Here is a 21,742-nt window from a genome sequence, read left to right as displayed (position 1 = left end):
GATGAACGGGATCGACCGGCTACCCGTGACAGTGCTCACCGGCTTTCTCGGCGCCGGAAAGACGACGCTTCTCAGCCACGTGCTGATGAATCGTGAGGGCCTGCGGGTCGCCGTCATCGTCAACGATATGAGCGAGGTGAACATAGACGCCAGTCTCATCCGGGACGGCGGCTGCAACCTGTCGCATACGACGGAGACATTGGTCGAGCTCAGCAATGGCTGCATATGCTGCACCCTGCGCGACGACCTCCTGGCGGAAGTGCGGCGACTGGCCGAAGAGGGGCGATACGACTATCTGTTGATAGAAGGGACCGGCATTGCCGAGCCATGCCCGATCGCGGCCACCTTTTCCTTCTGCGACGAGAAAGGTGTTTCGCTCTCCGATTTCGCGAAACTCGACACGATGGTGACCGTCGTCGACGCCGCAAGCCTCCTGGCCGACTACAGCAGCGCAGATCTGCTTGCCGACCGCGGCATGCAGCGGGACAGCGAAGACCGACGGACACTCATAGACCTGTTGGTGGACCAGATCGAGTTTGCCGATATCGTCGTGATCAACAAGATCTCGGACGCGAGCGAGGAGATGCGCGCGGAAGTCCGCATGGTCGTGGCTGCCCTCAACCCGGATGCGCGCCAGGTGGAGGCGGACTTCGGCGAGGTTTCTCTTGCAACCATCCTCAATACGGGCCTCTTCGACGAAGCAAAAGCCGCCGCCCACCCGTTATGGCACAAGGAACTGTACAGGTCGGGCGACCATGTTCCCGAAACGGAGGAATACGGCGTATCGAGCTTTGTCTATCGCACGAGGCGCCCTTTCGATCCCATGCGGTTTCGAGCATTTCTGGACGAGCCCTGGCCGGGAGTGATGCGCGCCAAAGGCCACTTCTGGCTTGCCACCCGCCCGCGTCACGTGGGCCTGATGTCGGCTGCCGGGGTGCAGCGGCGCTGCGAGCCCATGGGGCTGTGGTGGGCAGCCGTGCCCCGGCAGGACTGGCCGCCCCATCAGCAGTTTCGTCAGCATCTCGAGAGCCGGTGGGACAGCGCCTGGGGCGACCGTCGGCAGGAATTGGTTTTTATCGGTGTCGATATGGACGAGAAAGGTGTGCGGACGGCACTGGACGGATGCCTCGCCAGCACCGATCCGCGCGACTGGGCCACCCTCGAAGATCCGTTTCCGGCCTGGTAGCTCAGGCGGTGGACCTTGGCGTCGTCACGGCTTGGTTGGGCAGCTCTTTGCCACGCGAGATATCTGGTCTCGCGCCCCCGTAAGTTCAAAGCCGGTGCTGTAATCTATCCCACCGGCCTTGAGGGCAAACATAGTGGCGAAATCAGCGCCAGATGTGAGGGCGGCAAGCAGCTTCGGATGCCTTGAGAGAACAACCGTTCGCCGATCGGGACTGTTGCCGTCGAGGCGGATCGTCTCTTTGTACCTCCCAATCTCGAAACGCGCCAATCGCAGGCCGTTCTCACCAACAGTGGCATCGCCAATCTCGAAAATGAGACCGTTCTTGGCGTCGCACCGGACCATGTAACAAGCCTCGATGTCGCTCGCATCAATCATTGAGCATGTTCCGACCGCTCCGGCATGCGAACCGGTGAGCTTAACCCATGGAGCCGGCGGCTCGACTTCCTGTGTGAGCGCAGGCGATGCCGCAAGGCACGCACCAAACATACACGCTGCCACGCCAACCACGCCAGCGACTGCCGGTCTGCTGAACCTCATCCTATCCTCGTTTTTTCAAAGACGTTGCGACCCGAATAGCGTCTCGACTTGCACAATCTTGTCAAGGTCGATTGAGAGGAGACGCAGACCAGCAGCATAGCATCGCCGGAGCCATTTTCGTTTCGCCAAGGCAAAGCGGTGCGGCCGGTGGGCCGGGCATTTCTAGCCAGGATTAGAGGCGATCGCTCGGACGTACCTTGGGGTTTGCGTTGAGGGTCATCATATGGGCGTAGGGAATACCTCCCTCATACCCCAGATTACTGTCGTACATTCCCTCGGCAAAGGTGCCAGAATGAACCTCTTGCTATAGCGGCCGAAGGGCCGGCCGATGCGGAAGGGGACGCCGCTGATGCGGAGAATTCGCGTTAGTAACCGTGAGTACCTGAGTACATTTGGTGGAGCGTTAAGTATCTGTCGTGCACCCTCAGCCTGGAGCGCAGTGCTGGGAACCGCGACGGTTGTATCTTCCACAAGTACCGATGGTTCCCTAAGCTTTGCCAATAACGGCGGCTTCGCCAATCCCGACGGGGCCGCCGTCCCGTCCTCCTTCACAGGTCCGTCTTCCTTTACCGGCAATATCATGCAGCCTGCCGCGCTGTTCTCATCAAGCGGCGTGGAGACTGCCTCGATACCACCGACGGCGATGCCCGCGCCTGCGGGCGAGGGCGGCGCGCGGGACCCGTCCACCAAGACGGCGTCGGTTGCGACGGTGTTGCAGACGACGACGACCACATCATCCGAGCGCACTGTGCTTGGTCCGGACCCATATCAGGAGGCTGCGACACTGCCTGCCGCTCCCGTGCTGACGGGTGTTACCAGCGATGCCGGCACGGCAGGCTCTACCACGCCGTCGGCCGATCCTGCCGCCGGTTCCGGCACGACGTCATTGCGCCTTCAGACCTCGATAGCCTCCATCTCGCTGGAGCCGAGCCAAGACGGTTCCGCTGGTTCCACCGGTTCGACCGCGACGCCTGCGGCGCTTGCAGCACCGGTGGCGGCGGCGGCGGTGACGCCCAACAAGATCGCGCTCGAAAACATGAAGCAGGGCAACCCCATCAGCGAATGGGGCCTGGAGGGCGATGGCAAAGGCACCATCCAGGGCTTTGCCACCGAAATCAGCACGAATATCGGGCAGACGGTCGATTTCAAGATCGCCACCGATTCCACCCATTACCGCATCGATATCTACCGCATGGGCTATTATGGTGGGGACGGCGCGCGCAAGGTCGACTCGATCGAACAATCTCTGACCACGGCGCAGATACAGCCGCATCCGATCGTCGACATGTCGCTCGGTCTCATCGATTGCGGCAACTGGTCGGTTTCGGCGAGCTGGCAGATTCCGACGGACGCCGTCTCCGGCGTCTATTTCGCCAAGCTGGTGCGTGAGGATGGCACCGAGGATGCAAGCATCATCCCCTTCGTCGTGCGCGACGACGCCTCGCACAGCAATATCGTCTTCCAGACCTCGGATACGACATGGCAGGCCTACAATGCCTGGGGCGGCGCCAGCCTCTATTACGGCGAAGTGCCTGTCGATCCGGCCGCCATGATCGGCTACCTGCCCCCGAACTGCAGCTGCGGCCTGCAGGCGATCGGCCGCGCCTCGGCGGTCAGCTACAACAGACCGATCATCACCAATACGAGCCCGGTCGGCGGCTCGCATGATTATATCTTCGGCGTCGAATCCTCCGCGATCTCGTGGCTGGAGCAGAACGGCTACGACGTGTCCTATATTTCCGGCGTCGATGCGGCGCGCAGCGGCGCGCTGCTGCTCAACCATGATGCCTATCTCTCGGTCGGCCACGACGAATACTGGTCGGCCGAGCAGCGCAGCAATGTGGAGGCCGCGCGTGATGCCGGCGTCAATCTCGCTTTCTGGAGCGGCAACGAGTGCTACTGGAAGGTGCGCTGGGAAAGCAGCATTGACGGCAGCGGCCAGGCCTACCGCACCATGGTCTGCTACAAGGAGACCTGGGGCACGAGCACCGATCCGAGCAATGTCGGCACCGGCACCTGGCGCGATCCGCGTTATGCCGATCCGGGGCAACAGCCGGAGAATGCGCTGACGGGAACGATGTTCCAGGTCGACAGCTACCGTCAGGACACGATCTCCATCCCCTACGACTATTCCAACCTGCGCTTCTGGCGCAATACCGATGTTTCCCAGCTGAATGAAGGCGACACCTACAATCTGGTGCAGAACCTGCTCGGCTACGAATGGGATTCCGACGTTGAGAACGGCTTCCGTCCGGCCGGGCTCGTCAATCTGTCGCTCTCGTCGGTCTCGGTCGACACCTATCTGCGCGATTACGGCGCGACCATCGGTTCGGCAGTCGCCACCCACAGCCTCACCATGTACCGTGCGGCAAGCGGCGCGCTGGTCTTCGGCGCCGGCACCGTCTTCTGGTCCTGGGGTCTGAGCGACAATCACCAAGGCCCGACAACGTCGACCGATCGCAACGTCCAGCAGGCGATGGTCAACATGTTCGCGGACATGGGCATCCAGCCGACGACGCTCGATGCAAGCCTGATCCTCGCGACCCAATCGACCGACACCCTGAAGCCGACCTCGTCCATCTCGTCGCCGGTCGTCGGCGCAAGCTTCCTCGAAGGACAGCATGTGACGATATCAGGCACGGCGCAGGATTTCGGCGGCGGCATCATTGCCGGCGTGGAAGTTTCGACCGATGGCGGCCAGCACTGGTTCAAGGCGTCAGGCCGCGAGAGCTGGAGCTATAACTGGGTCGTCCAGGCGAGCGGAGCCTACACGATCATGTCGCGGGCCGTCGACGACAGCGTCAATATGGAGACGCCATCGGCGGGCAAGCAGGTCACGGTCAGCCTACCGGGAACGACGGGCCTCTGGACGCTTGCGGAAAAGCCGGCAACCGAAGTGGCGATCGATCGCGATTCCGTCGAGCTCGGCCTGCGCTTCCAGACGACGACGGCAGGCTCCGTGGAGGGCATCCGTTTCTACAAGGGCTTCTACAATATCGGCGACCATGCCGTGAGCCTCTGGAGTGCCAACGGAACGTTGCTGGCAACAGGCGTGTCCGTCGGTGAATCGCTCTCCGGTTGGCAGACGGTGATGTTCTCCAGCCCGATCCAGATTGCCGCCGGCACAACCTATGTGGCCTCCTATCACAGCAGCGGTTTCTATTCCGCCACCAATAATTATTTCGGCGGCACCTATGCCAGCGGCGCGCTGAAGGCTGTCGACGGCGGCGGCGTCTTCGCCTACGGCACCACTGCCGGCACGTTTCCCGGCCAAAGCCCCGGCACCGGCACAAATTACTGGGTCGACGTGGTCTTCGATGCCGGTCCCAATGGCGCGCCGGTCGCGACCGACGATACGGGGTTCGTCATCTCCAGCAACGATACAGTTAGCATCTCGATCGCCTCACTTGTCGGAAACGATACAGATCCCAATGGCGATGCGCTGACGATTTCGGCCGTCGGCAATGCCGTCAATGGCACGGTGACGCTCAACAAGCAGAACGGCACCGTCGTCTTCACGCCGACCAACGATTATTCGGGGCCGGCAAGCTTCACCTATACGCTGTCGGACGGGCGCGGCGGCACGGATCAGGGCGGCGTCAGCCTCACCGTGAACCCAGGCCCTGCCGGAGCGACACTGTTTACATCAAGCGAAGGACCGACGGGCGCAAGCTTCAACGACGGCCAGTCGATGGAACTCGGCATGAAGTTCGTCGCTTCGGCGAGCGGCATGATTACCGGCATCCGCTACTACAAGGCAGCAGGCGATACCGGAGCCCATACCGGCTCGCTCTGGACGGCCGGCGGCACGCTGGTCGCGACCGTCACCTTCGCCGACAGCGGATCGGTGAACGGCTGGCAGACCGCGACATTCGCCAACCCGGTGCATATCGCGGCCGGCACGACCTATGTCGCCTCCTACAGCACGACAGGCTCCTATGTCGCGACGGCAGACTATTTCACATCAGCCCATAGCAATGGCTCGCTGACGGCGCTCGCCGGCAGCAATGGCGTCTACACGGTCGGGGGCTCGGCGTTCCCGACCTCCAGCTACCAGTCGTCGAACTACTGGGTGGATGTCGTCTACAATCAGGCGACGGGCAACGCGGTGCCGGTCGCCGCCAATGACAATGGCTACACGACTTATTCCGACACGGCGCTGTCGATTGCCGCAGCCAGTCTGCTTGCAAACGACACCGATGCCGATGGCGACGCGCTCAGTATCACCGGCGTCAATGGCGCGGTCCACGGAACGGTGACTTACAACGGCCAGACCAAGACTGTGACTTTCACCCCGGCGGCGGGTTATACGGGTGCGGCAAGCTTCTCTTATTCGATCTCGGACGGATTGGGCGGCACGGCGTCGGCCACGGTCAGCCTCACCGTCGGCGCGCCCGGCGGAGGAACGACATCAAGCCTGTTCACCGGCGCCGACACGTCTGGGGTTGCCGCCGCCAATGACGCCAACTCGGTCGAACTCGGCGTCAAATTCATCGCGTCCGCAACCGGCCAGATCACCGGGCTCACCTATTACAAAAGCGCCCAGGATACCGGCACGCATGTCGGCTCGCTGTGGACGACGAGCGGCCAGCTTCTGGCCCAGGCGACCTTTATCAACGAGATGGCGAGCGGCTGGCAGACGGTTTCCTTCACCCAGCCGATCAATGTTACGGCCGGCGCCACCTATGTGGCGAGCTACCATTCGAACGGTTTCTATTCCGCAACGTCGAATTACTTCACAACGGACCATACGAGCGGCGGGCTGACGGCGCCATCGAGTGCTTCGAGCGGCGGCAACGGTCTTTATGCCTATGGCTCCGGCAGCCTGTTCCCGACCGCTTCCTACAATGCGACCAATTACTGGGTCGACGTTCTCTACCAGCAGGGCGGCGCACAGAATGCGGTGCCGGTCGCCGCCAATGACAGCGGCTTCTCGACCAATACCGGCACGCCGATCACCATCCAGGCATCAGTGCTCCTGGCAAATGACACCGACACCGATGGCGACCCGCTTGTCGTCACCGGCGTCAGCGGCGCGGTCAACGGCTCGGTCGCCTGGAATGCGCAGGCCCAGACGGTGACATTCACGCCGACGGCAGGTTATTCGGGGCCGGCGAGCTTCAGCTACGCGATTGCAGACGGCAAGGGCGGCACGGCGTCGGCGCAGGTCGCGCTCACCATCAACGGCGGCCAGACGGGGCCGGAGCAGAACCTCTTTTCCGCCAATGCGACGCCTTCAACCGTCTCCGTCAACGACAACCAGCAAGTCAATCTCGGCATGAAATTCCAAGCCGATACGTCAGGCTGGGTCACCGGCATCCGCTTCTACAAGGGCGCCGACAATACCGGCCCGCATAACGGCTATCTCTGGACCGCCTCTGGCACGCTCATCGGCAGTGTCACCTTCAACAACGAGACGGCGAGCGGCTGGCAGACTGCGCAGCTTACCCAGCAGATCGCCATCGAGGCGGATACGACCTACGTCGTTTCTTATTCGAGCAACGGCAATTATTCGGCCACCGGCAATTATTTTGCCAGCGACGTGACGAACGGCGATCTCAAGGCGCTCGGCGGCAGCAACGGCGTCTATGCCTACGGGGCGGGCGGGTTGTTCCCGACGGCCAGCTACAACAGCACCAACTACTATGTGGACGTGGCGTTCAAACCACAGCTCGCGGCGTAAAGCCCGCGAGGATGTAAGGCCAGGCATGCTGTAAAGAGTGAGAGTTTCGATGATGGGTGCAGACAACAGATTGCCCGTAACCGTTCTTGCCGGGTTTCTCGGCGCCGGCAAGACGACGGTCCTCAATCATGTCCTCAGTAATCGGGAGGGCCGCCGGGTTGCTGTCATCGTCAATGATATGAGCGAGGTCAACATCGATGCGGAACTCTTGCGCGAGGGGGAAGCCGGCCTCTCGCGTACCGACGAGACATTGGTAGAGCTCACCAACGGGTGCATCTGCTGCACCCTGCGCGACGATCTCCTCAGCGAAGTGCGCCGGCTCGCAGCCGCCGGCCGTTTCGACTATCTGCTGATCGAGGGCACCGGCATTGCCGAGCCGCTGCCGGTCGCAGCCACCTTCTCCTTCCGCGACGAGAGCGGCGCGGCCCTCTGCGACGTGGCGCGTCTCGACACGATGGTCTGCGTCGTCGATGCGGTCAATCTTCTCACCGACTACCAGAGCGCCGAGTTCCTTGCCGATCGCGGTGAAAGGCGTGACGGGCATGATGAGCGGAAGCTCGTGGAACTGCTCGTCGAGCAGATCGAATTTTCCGATGTCGTCATCATAAACAAGGCAGGCGACGTGCCGTGCGCCGACCTTGCCGAGGTTCGCCGGGTCGTCGCGGCGCTCAATCCGGATGCTCAGGTCGTCGAGGCAGTCTTCGGCCAGGTGCCGCTTGGCGCCATCCTGGATACCGGTCTCTTCAGCGAGGCGAAGGCCGCCCGCCATCCGCTCTGGCACAAGGAACTCTTCGGCTGGGGCGATCATGTGCCGGAGACCGAGGAATACGGTATAAGAAGCTTCGTCTATCGTAGCCGCCGGCCCTTCGATCCGCTGAGGCTCAAGGATTTTCTCGACCGGAAATGGGCGGGCCTCATCCGTGCAAAGGGCCATTTCTGGCTGGCGTCGAGGCCTGATGAGATCGGCCTTCTGTCGATTGCCGGCACCCAGTGCCGCATCGAGACCAGGGGGTACTGGTGGGCCTCGGTGCCGCGGGTACAATGGCCGCGCTTTCCGCAGTTCCGCCAGCTCATCGACCGGCATTGGGACGATGTCTGGGGCGACCGCCGCCAAGAGCTCGTCTTCATCGGTTCCGGCTTCGACGAGGAAGCGATCCGCGCTGCGCTGGGTGATTGCCTGACCGGCGAGGAGACTGGTTTCGATCCGCAGACCGCCGTCGGGCTTCGCGATCCATTTCCGGCATGGCAGCACGGACATATCCCTGCACATTCCAATAGTGCGTCCGAACGCACGTAAGACGCCCTGATATGAAGACCCTTTGATTATCAACGGAGGAGAGAACAATGAGCAACGAACTTTACGCAGACGGCATCGGCGAAATTACCATTACGGGAACGATCGTTCGCATCGACCTGATGTCGCTTTCGGCAACCGATCGTGACGCCAACAACAACCCGACGCCGGTCTTCCGCCAGCGCATCATCATGCCTGTCGATGCCTTCGCCAATGCGGTCGATCTCATGCAAAAAGCGCTTGGCGGGTTGGTCGAGGCGGGTGCGGTCCGTCGGGTCGGCGATATGTCGGGCGCAGCCGCAGCCGATATCCAGTCGACCCAGGGCGGCGCTTCGAACGCCTCGCCGAACTTCAACTGATAAAACAGGTCTGGAGCGCTGTGCGTCCATCCGGACGCACAAAAGAGGCTCCAACTCTTTGAGACTAAGCCGCGGTCTCGTATTGTTTCGGGTGGGCCATGAGTGGATTTCTGCATACCAATTTGCACTGTCTGGCGCTCGTCGCGCGTCATCACGGCGTCGATCTTGCGCCGGAGCGATTGCAGCATGATTATGCCGTCGGCAACGATCCCGTTGCCGTGCGGCAGCTGCTGCGCATGGCCAAGGATGCGGGCCTCAGAGCCCGGCATCTGACACTCGACTGGCGATCGCTGTTCCAGCTCGGCGAGGCCTTTCCGGTGCTCGCGGAACTTTCGAATGGCAATTGGGTGGTCATCGCCGGCGCTGTCGGCAGCGGTGAAGATGAGAGAATCCGCGTTCTCGACCCGCTCGCCTCACGCGCCGAAGTGATGATGCTCAGCCAAGAGCAGTTCGCCAAGGCCTGGCTCGGATCGGTGGTCCTGCTGAAGCGCAATTATCGCATGTCGGATGAGGACCGGCCCTTCGGCTTCCGCTGGTTTATCCCCGAAATCATCAAGCAGCGCAGCTTCTTCCGCGATGTCGCACTCGCCGCCTTCGTGCTTTACGGCCTTGGGCTGACGACGCCGATCTTTTTCCAGCTCGTCATCGACAAGGTGCTCGTGCATCAGAGCTATGCGACGCTCACGGTTCTGACGGCGGGCATTGCAATCGCGCTCATCTTTGACGCGACCTTCACCTTCCTGCGTCGCTACCTGCTGCTCTATGCCACCAACCGGATCGACATCCGTGTCGCCACGCGCACCTTCGGCCATCTGCTGAACCTGCCGATCGCGCTCTTCGAGCAGGCTTCGGCCGGCGTTCTCGTCAAGCATATGCAGCAGACGGGGCGCATCCGCGAATTCCTGACCGGCCGGCTGTTCCTGACACTTCTGGACGGCGTGTCGCTGCTGGTCTTCGTGCCGATCCTGCTTCTCTACAGCGTCAAGCTGACCCTGGTGGTGCTGGGCTTTGCAGCGCTCGTCGGGCTGGTGGTAATGATGCTCGTCGGGCCGTTTCAGCGCCGGCTGCAGGCGCTTTACCAAGCCGAAGGCGACCGGCAGGCCTTGCTGGTGGAAACCGTGCATGGCATGCGCACCGTCAAATCGCTGGCGCTGGAGCCGCGCCAGCGCAAGGTATGGGACGATTATTCGGCGCAGTCGATCTCCGTGCGTTTCCGGGTCGAGAAGATCTCGACCATCGCCCAGGCGATGACCGGACTGCTGGAGAAGCTGATGAGCGTGGCGATTATCGGCCTCGGCGCGCTCGATGTCTTCAGCGGCGCGATGACGATCGGCGCGCTGGTCGCCTTCAATATGCTCGCTGGCCGGGTCTCGGGACCGCTGGTGCAGATCGTCACCATGGTACACGAGTATCAGGAAGTGGCGCTTTCGGTCCGCATGCTCGGCGAGATCATGAACCAGCGGCCGGAACAGGCGGGTCGCGGGCGTGGTGTTCGGCCGCATTTGCAGGGCCGCATCGAATTCGACAGGGTCAGCTTCCGCTATGCGCCCGATGCTGCGCCGGCGCTCGACAATGTCTCCTTCGCCATTCCGGCGGGCTGCGTCTTCGGCGTGGTCGGCAAGAGCGGCTCCGGCAAGACGACGATAACCCGGCTCATCCAGGGACTCTACCAGAGCCAGGAGGGGCTGGTGCGCATGGACGGTTATGACAGCCGCGAGATCGACCTCGTGCATCTGAGAACCAGCATCGGCGTCGTGCTGCAGGATAATTTCCTGTTCCGCGGTTCCGTTCGCGACAATATTGCCGCCGGCAAGCCCGATGCCAGCATCGAAGAGATCATGGAGGTCGCCCGCATTGCCGGCGCCGAAGAGTTCATTGAGCGCCTGCCGCGCGGCTTCGACACGATGCTGGAGGAAAATGGCTCCAACCTGTCAGGCGGCCAGAAGCAGCGGCTTGCCATTGCTCGCGCGCTGATCACCGATCCGAAGCTGCTGATCTTCGATGAGGCGACGAGCGCGCTCGATCCTGACAGCGAGGCGATCATCCGCGACAATTTGAGCCGCATCGCCGCCGGCCGTACCGTCGTCATCGTCTCGCACCGGCTTTCGACCCTCGTCGATGCCGATGCCATTCTCGTCATCGATCGCGGCAAGGTCGCCGATATCGGCCGGCACGATCAGCTTGTATCGCGCTGCATGACCTATCGCCACCTGTGGGCCCAGCAAATGAGGCAGGTCGCATGAACGCGCACGCTAGAAAACCCAGCGATAACCTGCCGGTCCCTTCAAATAAGGGCGCCTCGGACAAGTCTTCTGCAGACAATGGCCCCCCAGACAAGGGAAGGGCACTGACCGCCCGCCCGCCGCTGCCGCCGGCCATTGCCGAATTCCAGTCCGATGCGGTCGAGCTCGAGGAACGCGCACCGCCGCGGGTGGCGCGCATGACGCTCTACTGCGTGACGGCGCTGCTTGCCGCAGCGATCACCTGGGCCTCGGTCTCCTCGATCGACGAGGTGGTGATTGCGCCTGGCAAGCTCGTCACCACCCAGCCGACCATCGTTGTCCAGCCGCTCGAAACATCGATCATCCGCACGATCGAGGTGAAGGCCGGCGAGGTCGTGCATGCCGGTCAGACGCTCGCGACCCTTGACGCGACCTTCAGCCAGGCCGATGTCGGCCAGCAGCAAGCGAAATTCTCTGCACTCGACGCCCAGGTGAGGCGGATTGAGGCAGAGCTTGCCGGCGATGACTATACGAAGATGGCCGGAGATACGCCCGATCAGATGCTGCAGGCCCAGCTTTTTGGCCAGCGGCGAGCCTTCTACGTGGCGCAGTTGCAAAATTTCGATCAGCAGATCGCCGGCCAATCGGCCGCTCTTGTGGCGAGCAAGAACCAGGAGGCGGTGCTCAACGACAGGCGTGAGGGGCTCTCGCAGATCGAAGCAGCGCGGGAGCGGCTCTACGACAACCAAAGCGGTTCGCTGATCACGTTGCTCGGCTCCCGTGATGCCCGCCTCGACGTCGAGTCCGATCTGACCGCGGTGCGCGGCCGCGCCGACGAGGCCGCCCACTCTTATGCCAAGCTCCGCGCCGACCGCCAGGCCTTCATCGAGGATTTCCGCCGGGCCGCAATGGAGCAGCTGGTGGAATTGCGCGGCCAGCGTGACATGGCCGACGAGGAACTGAAAAAGATGCAGTTGCGCCGCAACATGGTAGCGCTGACCGCACCCGCCGATGCCGTGGTGCTCGATCTGGCGCAACGCTCGGTCGGTTCTGTGGTGCGGGAAGCGGAGCCGGTGGTCACACTCGTGCCCATCAACGTGCCGCTCGAAGCCGAAGTCTCGATCAACACCCGCGATATCGGCCGGGTCGCCGTCGGCAAGGAAGCGCGTATCAAGCTCGACGCCTACCCCTTCCAGAAATACGGCACTGCCGCGGGAGAGGTGAGAACCATCAGCCAGGACACCTTTTGACCGGCCAGCAGGAGCAGACCAGTCAGCCTGCAGCCCCCTTCTTCAAGGCCCGGGTCCTGCTTGCCGATACAAGGCTGAATGCCGCAGATGTGCCGGTGCGGCTGCTTCCCGGAATGACCGTGTCCACGGAAATCAAGGTGGGCAAACGCACGGTAATCTCCTATTTCCTGTATCCGTTGCTACGAGGACTGGATAACGCAATACGCGAACCGTAGGGCCAGTTCGGCTTGCTGCTTGACGCTCCAGACAGGCGACCTCACACTCGCGGTGTCGAAGGTGAGTCGGACAGACTGGACCGTTTTCCAATCCGTTGCTCACCTTTGGAAGGAGTCGCCAGCAGGGGCTTTGGTTCACGCGCCCACCGACACCGGTTGGCCGCAAACAGGATCGAGGTTGATTGGGTTTGCACTCGCATCCGCTCCGATTTTGCTTGTGAGGTCGCGCCGTGGATAAAGGGTTATCAGCAGTCGATCCGCCTCGCGACATCCCGCTTCCGCATTCGAATTTCCAATTGCGGCGCAACCGCCGCCGGCTGCTTAGGCCAGTGCTTTTGCTATTCGTTTTGCTCGTTGCGGGCATCGTTGTTTTTTACAGTGAAATCCGCCAGCCCGAAGCTCCGATTGATCGTTTTGAAGATCGAGCCCTCAATAAGGCACCGCGCTCATCACCCATAGCCGTCCGCCCCGACCCGGCGGCTCCTTCGCCTCTCCCGACGATGTCCATATCGCTGAAGCTGATCGAGGTCCCGAATCCGGAATTGGCAGGTCAATTTCTGCGGATGTGGCGCGTCTCGGGACAGAATATTTGCGGGGCTCTTCGACAGGCCGGCATCGAGATGAGCGAATGGAAAGCCGCATCCATGCGCAATCGCAGTTATGAATGTTATTTTCAGCGCATCTACGAACGGGACGAAGTGCGCCCCATCAGCTCGACTTTCGTCAAGGTGCGCGGAAATGAAATGGGCGATGTTGTCGAGATTCGCGCCAAGCTCATTGGGCCGACGACAGATGCTGAGGGGCGTCTTGCCCCTGCCGTCCTGCGCATATTCGAAATCATCGTGACGCAGGCGTGCTGGCGCGATTTCGAGGATACGCTTGCATCGATCCAAAACCTTCGAAATATCGAATACGAACGCTTCGGCTCCTATCTTAGCTTCACCCGCGAAGCCGGCAGCGGAAATAATTTTAATTTTGTCCTTGGTCTGAAGGCGACTTCAGCTTCGCAGGTGAGAACAAAGACCTATTTTTCGACAGAGCGCTGGCTAGCCACAACAAATCCTCGCCTCGTGGACAGCTTGGGCACGTCGATAGCAGCCAATTGCGCTCAATGACGGGGCAACCCGGAGGCTTGACACTCCGGTTGTCGATGTCCCCGGCAATCGGAAACGGTGGACTTTCATGCAAATACCGCCTTTCCGATCACGGGTGTCGACGGCACCGCCATGTCGCGCGGCTCCAGCATGCCGGCGCCGAACGCCTGCCTGCCGGCGTCGATTGCCTTGGCAAAGGCTTGCGCCATCGCGGCGGGGTCGCCGGCGCCGGCAACAGCGGTGTTCAGCAACACGGCATCGAAGCCCAGCTCCATAACGATGGCCGCATGCGAAGGCCGGCCGATACCGGCATCCACGATCAGCGGCACGTCGGGAAAATGCGCCCGCATCGATCGAAGGGCTGCGAGATTTTGTGGTCCCGCCGCAGATCCGATCGGCGCGCACCAGGGCATCAGCACCTGGCATCCGGCGTCGATCAGACGCTCGGCAACGACCAGATCGTCCGTCGTATAGGGAAAGACCTGAAAGCCTTCGGCGGTCAGGATGCGTGCCGCTTCCACGAGCGCAAAGACATCCGGCTGCAGCGTGTCATGATTGCCGATCACCTCCAGCTTGATCCAATCGGTGCGAAACACTTCCCGAGCCATCTTCGCCGTCAGCACCGCCTCGGACACGCCATGGCAGCCGGCGGTGTTGGGAAGAACGTGAACGCCGAGCGCACGGATCATCTCGAAGAAAGCCCCGCCATTGCGCCCGCCCGCCATTTCGCGGCGCAGCGACACGGTGACGATCTCCGTTTTAGAGCGTGTGATGGCTTCGGTCAGGATCGCCGGCGAGGGGTAACGCGCGGTGCCGAGAAGCAGACGCGATGCGATTTGGCTTCCGTAAAGGTCAAACATGCTCAGCCTCCCTGCATCGGGGTCAGGATCTCGATCCTGTCATTATCGTTCAGCATATGCTCTTCGCGATCCTCGCGATGAACCAGTTCGCCGTTGACGGCGGTCGCCAGCCAGTCGCCTTCGTAACCGAGTGCGGTCAGAAGCTGCGAAAGCGTGGTGGCGGCGATTGTCTGGGCTTCGCCGTTGATGATCAGCTGCATCGGACGTTCCTTTGCTTCGGTTCTTTGGAAAAAACGAGATCGGCGGCCTCGGCCGCCATGGCCGGCGCCAGCAGAAAACCGTGGCGATAAAGGCCGTTAAAGATGACGACCTTTCCCTCGCGCGCAACGCGCGGAAGATTGTCGGGCAGGGCAGGGCGGATGCCGGCGCCGGTTTCGACGACGGCGGCGTCGCCGAAGGCCGGATGCAATGCATAGGCCGTGTTCAGCAGTTCCATCAGCGAGCGTGCCGTGATTGGTCCGTCGGAGTCGGTCTCAAGCATCGTCGCACCAATCATGAAAAACCCGTTGCCGCGGGGAACGATATAGACGGGAAAGCGTGGATGCAGCAGGCGGACGGGCCGCGCGAGGGTCACTTCTTCGGTATGGAGGTAGAGCATTTCACCCCGCACGCCGCGCAGGTCGCGGCTTTGCCCGATGCGGGCAGCACCGGTACAGTCGATGATATCGGAGAAATCGCCGTCGCTCACAGCCGTGTCGGTAAAGACGACGCCGTTTGCCGACAGTTGCTCTTTCAAGCTGCGCAGCGCCTCACGAGGGTCCAGATGCGCTTCGCGTGGGAAGAACAGGCCGTGCCTGAAACGGCCGGCGAGCATGGGTTCGAGTGTCGCAATATCCTGCTCTTCAACCCATTGATAACCGGTCGTGCGGCTTGCAAACCGCTTCAGTTCGCCGTGGTCGCGCGTCGAGGCGACGACGAGCGTGCCATTGCGGACGACGTTGCCGGGCAGGATCGCTTCCCATCGATCGGCGGCATCGAGGCCGCGTGTCAGCACGGCCTCATCGGCACTTTCCCGCTCGCACCAGGGCGCCAGCATGCCGCCGGCGAGCCAGGAAGCCGCATGAGCGAAGTTCGGCTGCGGGTCGAAGACCGTGACATCAGCACCGCGGGCATGCAGTTCGCGGGCGACGGTGAGGCCGGCGACGCCGGCCCCTCTAACAAGAACACGCATTTCAGTCTGCGCCCTGCGTGTGGGTATCGATCGGCATATAGAGATCGCCGCCCTCGCGGTATTTCGCCGCCATCGCGTCCAGCCCCTCCTTTTGCGCTTCGGCGCGGATGTCATGCGATATGCGCATCGAGCAGAATTTCGGGCCGCACATCGAACAGAAATGCGCCACCTTGTGCGCTTCTTTCGGCAGGGTCTCGTCATGGAAGCTGCGGGCGGTTTCGGGATCGAGCGACAGGTTGAACTGGTCTTCCCAACGAAATTCGAAGCGCGCCCGCGACAGCGCGTCGTCGCGCAGGCGGGCGGCCGGGTGCCCCTTGGCAAGGTCGGCCGCATGGGCGGCGATCTTGTAGGTGATGACACCGGTCTTCACATCCTTGCGATCGGGCAGTCCAAGATGCTCTTTCGGCGTGACGTAGCAGAGCATGGCCGTGCCGAACCAGCCGATCATCGCCGCACCGATGCCGGAGGTAATATGATCATAACCGGGCGCGATATCGGTGGTGAGAGGCCCCAGCGTGTAGAAGGGCGCCTCGCCGCAAACGGCAAGCTGCTTGTCCATATTTTCCTTGATCTTGTGCATCGGCACATGACCGGGCCCCTCGATCATTACCTGGCAGTCTTTGGCCCAGGCGATCTTCGTCAGCTCGCCGAGCGTTTCGAGTTCGGCAAATTGCGCCGCATCGTTGGCATCGGCGATCGAGCCGGGGCGAAGACCGTCGCCGAGCGAGAAGGAGACGTCATAGGCCCGGCAGATGTCGCAGATCTCCTCAAAATGCTCATAGAGGAAGCTTTCGCGGTGATGATGCAGGCACCACTTGGCCATGATCGAACCGCCGCGTGAGACGATGCCGGTCACGCGATTGACGGTGAGCGGGATGTAGTGCAGCCGCACGCCGGCATGGATGGTGAAATAGTCGACGCCCTGTTCGGCCTGTTCGATCAGCGTATCGCGATAGACCTCCCAGGTAAGGTCCTCGGCAATGCCGCCGACCTTTTCCAGCGCCTGATAGAGCGGCACCGTGCCGATCGGCAGCGGCGAATTGCGGATGATCCATTCGCGGATATTGTGGATGTTGCGGCCGGTCGACAGATCCATGACCGTATCGGCGCCCCAGCGGGCCGCCCAGACCATCTTCTCGACTTCTTCGGCCATCGAGGAGGTGACCGCGGAGTTGCCGATATTGGCGTTGATCTTCACCAGAAAATTCCGGCCGATGATCATCGGTTCGCTTTCGGGGTGGTTGATATTGGCCGGGATGATCGCCCGGCCGGCGGCGACTTCCCGGCGAACGAATTCCGGCGTCACATGATCCGGAATATCGGCGCCGAAGCTTTCGCCGTCGCGCACCAGCGCGTCGGTGCTGGCCCTGCGGCCAAGATTCTCGCGAATGGCGATGAACTCCATCTCCGGTGTGATGATGCCGGCCCGCGCATAGGCGAGCTGGGTGACGGCCTTGCCGTCCCTGGCCCGCAGCGGCCGGCGCCGCCCTGGGAATTCCGGCGTCAACCGGTCGGCGCTGACGAAGCCGTTGTCTTCGGGGCGGACATGGCGGCCGTCATAGGGTTCGACATCGCCTCGGGCCAGCACCCAGTCGCGGCGCAGGGGGGGCAGGCCCTGATCGATGTGGATGTCGGCGCCTTCGATCGTGTACGGACCGGAGGAGTCATAGACGACGACAGGCGGTTCGCCCGCGGTCGGGTGGACGCTGATTTCGCGCATCGGCACGCGGATATCGCTGTGGATATCTCCCGGGATATAGATCTTCTGCGATGCCGGCAGCGGGCCGGTGGTGACGGTCGGGGTGAGATTGTTTGCGGCAATGGTCATGGTTTTGAGGCTCCAATTGCAGTTGGAGACCCAGTCAATCAGCCGGAATGATGAAAAGACGCCGGCATGGATTCCACGCGTGAATCCGACGCCTTCGAGCGCTTGCACCGTCCCTACGCCAGTATGAACTGGATCAGGTTCAACGGGTCACTGCGCCACAACAGGCAAAGCCGTATTGTCCAGCAGTATCTCAGCCCCTTGCGGGACCCCCCTGGTGAATGCCGACAACCGTAAAGCGCGGTCGCTGATTGTGTCAAGCTTACAACTTCGCGTTCCGATTATAACCTCCGTCTCGGGGCCTGTTGCGTTACCGGTCGAACTGCGGCAAATGTCGTTTCACTCAACGTCAGGTGGATTTATGTCGTTTCGGATTGAACGTCTTGCGCTAGAACATCTCAATGGCGCCGCCGCTGTACTGGTCGGTGCCTATTCGGGACCGCCATGGAACGAGAATTGGTCGCTTGAAGCGGCGGTTGAAAATGTCAAAACCGTGCTTGAAACGCCCAGATCCATCGCCCTTGCGGCCATCGACGGAGGCAAGGTGCTGGGGATTGCATTGGGTATACGACAGCGGCGCCATGCGGGTCCGGTCATTTATCTTGATGAGCTTTCGGTGCTGCCTGAAGCGCAGGGTAGGGGAATAGGGACCGCGCTCCTGTCGGCCGTTTTTGAAGCAGCAAAGGCCGAAGGATGCAACAGCGTCTGGTTGGTCTCGCAGCGAGACGGTGCCTTGTCGAAATTTTATCAGCGCTGCGGATTCGCCGTCGGCGGCAATCTTGGCCTCTACTCCAAATCGAGCGCGTAGCGGTTAGGGCTGTATTGGCCTGTCATGAGGGGGAGCGGAAGAATGCAAGGCCCGTCACCCGCTATTCCACTTTGAACAATTGGTTTTAGAGCTGAAAATTGACCTGACCTCGCCCTGAATTTCCACCCGGCGGCGATTGGGGTCTCAGTGGTTTTTTGGGCGGTCAATCCGGCCGCAACGTCTTACCCGATTCCCCATCGAATAGATGAAGCTTTCCTGGTCGGGCAGTAATCGTCGCGACCTGCCCCGGCACAAAATCGTGACGGTCGGAAAGCACCGCGACAAGCTCGCCGGACCCGTAGCGCAGGAAGACCATCGTCTCATGGCCGGTGGGTTCGGTGACGTTCACGGTCGTGTCGAGGCCGCTTTGGCTGAGCGACAGGTGTTCGGGCCGCACGCCGAGCAGCACGGCCTGTCCGTCGGTCGCCTGCGGGGTGAAACCGAGCGCAATCTCGTCGCCGGTCTCGGTGACAAAGATCGCACCGTCGGCCTTGTAGCGGCCTTTCAGCAGATTCATCGACGGCGAGCCGATAAAGGCTGCCACGAATGTATTGCGGGGACGATCGTAGAGTTCGAGGGGAGTGCCGATCTGTTCGACCTTGCCGCCCTGCATCACGACGATCTTGTCGGCCATGGTCATCGCTTCGACTTGGTCATGGGTGACATAGATCGTCGTGGTTCTCAGCCGCTGGTGCAGTTCCTTGATCTCCTTGCGCATCTGCACGCGCAGCTTGGCGTCGAGGTTCGACAAGGGTTCGTCGAACAGGAAGACTTGCGGCGATCTGACGATCGCTCGTCCCATTGCCACGCGCTGGCGCTGCCCACCCGAAAGCTGGCGCGGATAGCGGTCGAGATAGGGTACGAGGTCAAGCGTTTCGGCCGCCGCCTGCAGCCGCTGCTTGATGATATCGGCCGGCTGCTTCTGCAGACGGAGCGCAAAGACCATGTTTTCGGCAACGGTCTTGTGTGGATAAAGCGCATAACTTTGAAAGACCATCGCGATGTCGCGATCCTTCGGCGGCAGATTGTTGACGATCTTTCCGCCGATCGAGATGGTGCCGCCGGTGATGCTTTCGAGCCCCGCGACCATGCGCAACAACGTCGATTTGCCGCAACCGGATGGGCCGACCAGCACCACAAATTCGCCGTCGCGAATGTCGATATCGACGCCATGCAGAATATTTACGGCGCCATATGCCTTCCGCGCCCCTGAAACATTGACTTCAGCCATGTGCCTCCCAATCGCCTTCCTGCCACCCCTGGGCAGTCCCAAGAGCAATGTTTTCTCGACAATATTCCAAGGCATCAGGCTCGGCGAAATCGCCCTCGGCCCCTGCCTGAAATACCGTCAGACCTCCTCCATGAAACGTTTCATTTGTTATTGACATTTCCCGCTTGCCGTCTAATTCTCGCTGCCGAGGCCGAGAGGAGCGGTTTTCAACAAGAATATGAAACGTTTCATTTCTTGTTACCAAATAGTTCTGCGCGAGACCAGTCCCAAAATCGGACCGGAGCCAATCCGGAAAGACCGGCTGGCGGCAGCGCACAAACGTGGAGGAGGAAAGCATGAAAGTTGAAATATACGATGCATTGATGCGCAGTCAGGCAAGCCGCCGCGATGTCCTGCGCGGAACGGCAAGCGTCGCGGCACTGCTTGGTCTATCGGGCGCGATGGGCGGACTTCCCGGCATGGCGTTCGCTGCCGATGATCTGCGCGCCCAGATCCTGCAGATTCCCGGCGTCGGCAAGGGCTCCCCAACGGATGCAGACTGGCAGAAGGTCGGCGAGCTCTGCCTCGGCCCAACCAAGGCCAACGTCAAGCAGGGCGAATTCGCCGGTGTCGAGCTGACCTTCATGGGGCTCAACAATCAGAACCTGCACAACTTCCTGTTCCGCGGCTTCCTGAAGCCGTGGGAAGCCTATACCGGCGCCAAGATCAACTGGATCGACCTTGCACAGGCGGACTACAACGCCCGCCTTCAGCAGTCGATCGCGACCGGCACGGTCGATTTCGACATTCTGGAAATGGGCGCACCCTTCGAAGGCGATACGGCCGGGCGAGGGCTTCTGGATGAGATGCCCGACTGGGTTGCAAAGCAGATCGAGGCCGACGACCTGGTGAGCTACCTGAAGCCACCGGTCGGCACCTGGGACGGCAAGACCTATCGCGTGACGATCGACGGCGACTGCCACACCTTCGCCTATCGCAAGGATTATTTCGGCGAAGGCTCGATCAGCGGCATGGCCGAGCCGCCGAAGACCTGGCAGGAGGTCAACGCCGCCTCCAAGGCGCTGATCGGCAAGACCGATCCGCTGACCAGTCAGCCGGCCTACGGCTATCTCGACCCGCTCAAGGGCTGGGGTGGTTTCGGCTTCTATTTCATCGAGAACCGCGCGACGGCCTATGCCAAATATCCTGGCGACCCGGCCTGGCTGTTCGATCCTGAAAACATGAAGCCGCTGGTCAATAACCCTGCATGGGTCCAGGCGATCCAGGACGTCTTGGATCTGATCGCGGCAAAGGCCTATCCGGCCGATCAGATCAATGCCGATCCCGGCACCACGGCCTTCTCGCAGTTCCTGGCAGGCACCGGCGCAATGCTGATGTGGTGGGGCGACGTCGGCTCCGGCGCGCGCACCTCGGACACCTCGGTCGTTGGCGATGTGGTGGGCTTCGGTATCAACCGCGGCTCGAACCGGGTCTACAACCGCAAGACCGGGCAATGGGAAGACAAGTATAACGAAGCGCCCAACATGGCCTATCTCGGCTGGGGCATCTATGTCACCAAGCAGGTCTCCGGCGACGAGAAGAAGCGCAAGGCGGCCTGGTCCGCCGCCGCCCATCTCGGCGGCAAGGATCTGTCGCTGTGGACGTCGGCCTATCCCTCCGGGTTCCAGCCCTACCGCCAGTCCAACTTCAACTACGACGAATGGGAAAAGGCAGGTTACGACCGCGCCTATATCGAGGACTATCTGGGTTCGAATGCGGACAGCTACAACCACCCGAACGCCGCCATCGAACCGCGCATTCCCGGTATCTTCCAATATTACTCCGTCGCCGAAGACGAATTGGCAAAGGGTTTTGCCGGGCAATACAAGTCGGCGCAGGAGACCGCGGATGCGATTGCGGCCGCCTGGGAAAAGATCACCGACCAGATCGGCCGCGACAGCCAGCTGAAACTCTATCGGTCGAGCCTCGGGCTCTGACCGTTCGACACCAATAGGCCGGCGGACCGGA

The 21,742-nt window shown here is 61.6% G+C and carries 15 protein-coding genes, 1 pseudogene and 1 riboswitch; of the genes and pseudogenes, 9 read left to right on the top strand and 7 right to left on the bottom strand.

The features are described from left to right. Position 1: 1 nt before the first annotated feature. Positions 2–1,186 carry a GTP-binding protein gene (locus FFM81_RS28135; RefSeq protein ID WP_138385459.1) on the top strand — a complete coding sequence of 395 codons (1,185 nt, stop codon included), beginning with the start codon at positions 2–4 and terminating at the stop codon, positions 1,184–1,186. A 24-nt stretch (positions 1,187–1,210) separates the two neighbouring features. Here the strand turns inward: FFM81_RS28135 and FFM81_RS28130 are convergent, their stop codons facing one another. After that, positions 1,211–1,561: a hypothetical protein gene (locus FFM81_RS28130; RefSeq protein ID WP_246401317.1), complete on the bottom strand. Its 351-nt coding sequence runs from the start codon at positions 1,559–1,561 to the stop codon at positions 1,211–1,213. 490 nt (positions 1,562–2,051) lie between these two features. Between FFM81_RS28130 and FFM81_RS28125 the strand changes: the two genes are divergently transcribed. The 6 genes and pseudogenes from FFM81_RS28125 (at position 2,052) to FFM81_RS28100 (ending at position 13,861) form a co-directional block, all read left to right on the top strand. After that, positions 2,052–7,406 (top strand): DUF4082 domain-containing protein, encoded by a 5,355-nt coding sequence (locus tag FFM81_RS28125; protein WP_138385461.1) that lies wholly within the window; start codon positions 2,052–2,054, stop codon positions 7,404–7,406. A gap of 49 nt (positions 7,407–7,455) precedes the next feature. Beyond that, the gene (locus FFM81_RS28120; RefSeq protein ID WP_138385462.1) at positions 7,456–8,703 is read left to right on the top strand and encodes a GTP-binding protein; all 1,248 of its coding nucleotides are present in this window, start codon (positions 7,456–7,458) and stop codon (positions 8,701–8,703) included. A gap of 47 nt (positions 8,704–8,750) precedes the next feature. Continuing rightward, positions 8,751–9,059, top strand: a complete 309-nt coding sequence (locus FFM81_RS28115) for a hypothetical protein (protein WP_138385463.1) — start codon at positions 8,751–8,753, stop codon at positions 9,057–9,059. Between the two features lie 98 nt (positions 9,060–9,157). Beyond that, complete coding sequence (locus FFM81_RS28110) at positions 9,158–11,302, top strand: peptidase domain-containing ABC transporter (RefSeq protein ID WP_037092631.1); 2,145 nt, start codon at positions 9,158–9,160, stop codon at positions 11,300–11,302. Beyond that, positions 11,299–12,746, top strand: a pseudogene (locus FFM81_RS28105) (HlyD family type I secretion periplasmic adaptor subunit). Before FFM81_RS28110 ends, FFM81_RS28105 begins: the two are co-directional and overlap by 4 nt. Before the next feature lie 296 nt (positions 12,747–13,042). Continuing rightward, on the top strand, positions 13,043–13,861 hold the full coding sequence (locus FFM81_RS28100) for a DUF6030 family protein (RefSeq protein WP_138385666.1): 819 nt from the start codon (positions 13,043–13,045) through the stop codon (positions 13,859–13,861). 65 nt (positions 13,862–13,926) lie between these two features. Here FFM81_RS28100 and FFM81_RS28095 read toward each other — a convergent pair whose 3' ends face one another. Genes FFM81_RS28095 through thiC form a run of 4 tightly spaced genes read right to left on the bottom strand, consistent with a single transcriptional unit; the run spans position 13,927 to position 17,699 of the window. Beyond that, positions 13,927–14,700, bottom strand: a complete 774-nt coding sequence (locus FFM81_RS28095) for a thiazole synthase (protein ID WP_138385465.1) — start codon at positions 14,698–14,700, stop codon at positions 13,927–13,929. Positions 14,701–14,702: 2 nt separating this feature from the next. Next, the gene (gene thiS, locus FFM81_RS28090) at positions 14,703–14,900 is read right to left on the bottom strand and encodes a sulfur carrier protein ThiS (RefSeq protein ID WP_138385466.1); all 198 of its coding nucleotides are present in this window, start codon (positions 14,898–14,900) and stop codon (positions 14,703–14,705) included. After that, on the bottom strand, positions 14,891–15,871 hold the full coding sequence (gene thiO, locus FFM81_RS28085) for a glycine oxidase ThiO (protein WP_138385467.1): 981 nt from the start codon (positions 15,869–15,871) through the stop codon (positions 14,891–14,893). The genes thiS and thiO overlap by 10 nt, the downstream gene beginning before the upstream one ends. 1 nt (position 15,872) lies before the next feature. Then, positions 15,873–17,699 (bottom strand): phosphomethylpyrimidine synthase ThiC, encoded by a 1,827-nt coding sequence (gene thiC / locus FFM81_RS28080; RefSeq protein ID WP_138385468.1) that lies wholly within the window; start codon positions 17,697–17,699, stop codon positions 15,873–15,875. Positions 17,700–17,791: 92 nt separating this feature from the next. Next, a riboswitch (TPP riboswitch) is annotated at positions 17,792–17,922 on the bottom strand. Positions 17,923–18,057: 135 nt separating this feature from the next. Here thiC and FFM81_RS28075 point away from each other — a divergent pair. Further along, positions 18,058–18,504, top strand: a complete 447-nt coding sequence (locus FFM81_RS28075; RefSeq protein WP_003571692.1) for a GNAT family N-acetyltransferase — start codon at positions 18,058–18,060, stop codon at positions 18,502–18,504. Positions 18,505–18,667: 163 nt separating this feature from the next. Here FFM81_RS28075 and FFM81_RS28070 read toward each other — a convergent pair whose 3' ends face one another. Together FFM81_RS28070 and FFM81_RS28065 are read right to left on the bottom strand one after the other, a co-directional pair. After that, entirely contained in the window at positions 18,668–19,735 is a 1,068-nt protein-coding gene (locus FFM81_RS28070) for an ABC transporter ATP-binding protein (protein WP_138385469.1), read from the bottom strand. Further along, the gene (locus FFM81_RS28065; protein ID WP_157214815.1) at positions 19,728–19,979 is read right to left on the bottom strand and encodes a hypothetical protein; all 252 of its coding nucleotides are present in this window, start codon (positions 19,977–19,979) and stop codon (positions 19,728–19,730) included. The genes FFM81_RS28070 and FFM81_RS28065 overlap by 8 nt, the downstream gene beginning before the upstream one ends. Positions 19,980–20,070: 91 nt before the next feature. On the opposite strand from FFM81_RS28065, the gene FFM81_RS28060 reads away from it, so the two are divergent. Beyond that, positions 20,071–21,711, top strand: coding sequence for an extracellular solute-binding protein (locus FFM81_RS28060; RefSeq protein ID WP_003571688.1), 1,641 nt, complete (start codon positions 20,071–20,073; stop codon positions 21,709–21,711). Positions 21,712–21,742 lie beyond the last annotated feature (31 nt).

This window comes from Rhizobium hidalgonense (genome assembly GCF_005862185.2).
GTDB classification, from domain to species: domain Bacteria; phylum Pseudomonadota; class Alphaproteobacteria; order Rhizobiales; family Rhizobiaceae; genus Rhizobium; species Rhizobium hidalgonense.
Note: the sequence above shows the minus strand (reverse complement) of the source record. Positions and strands in the feature narration are given on the sequence as shown.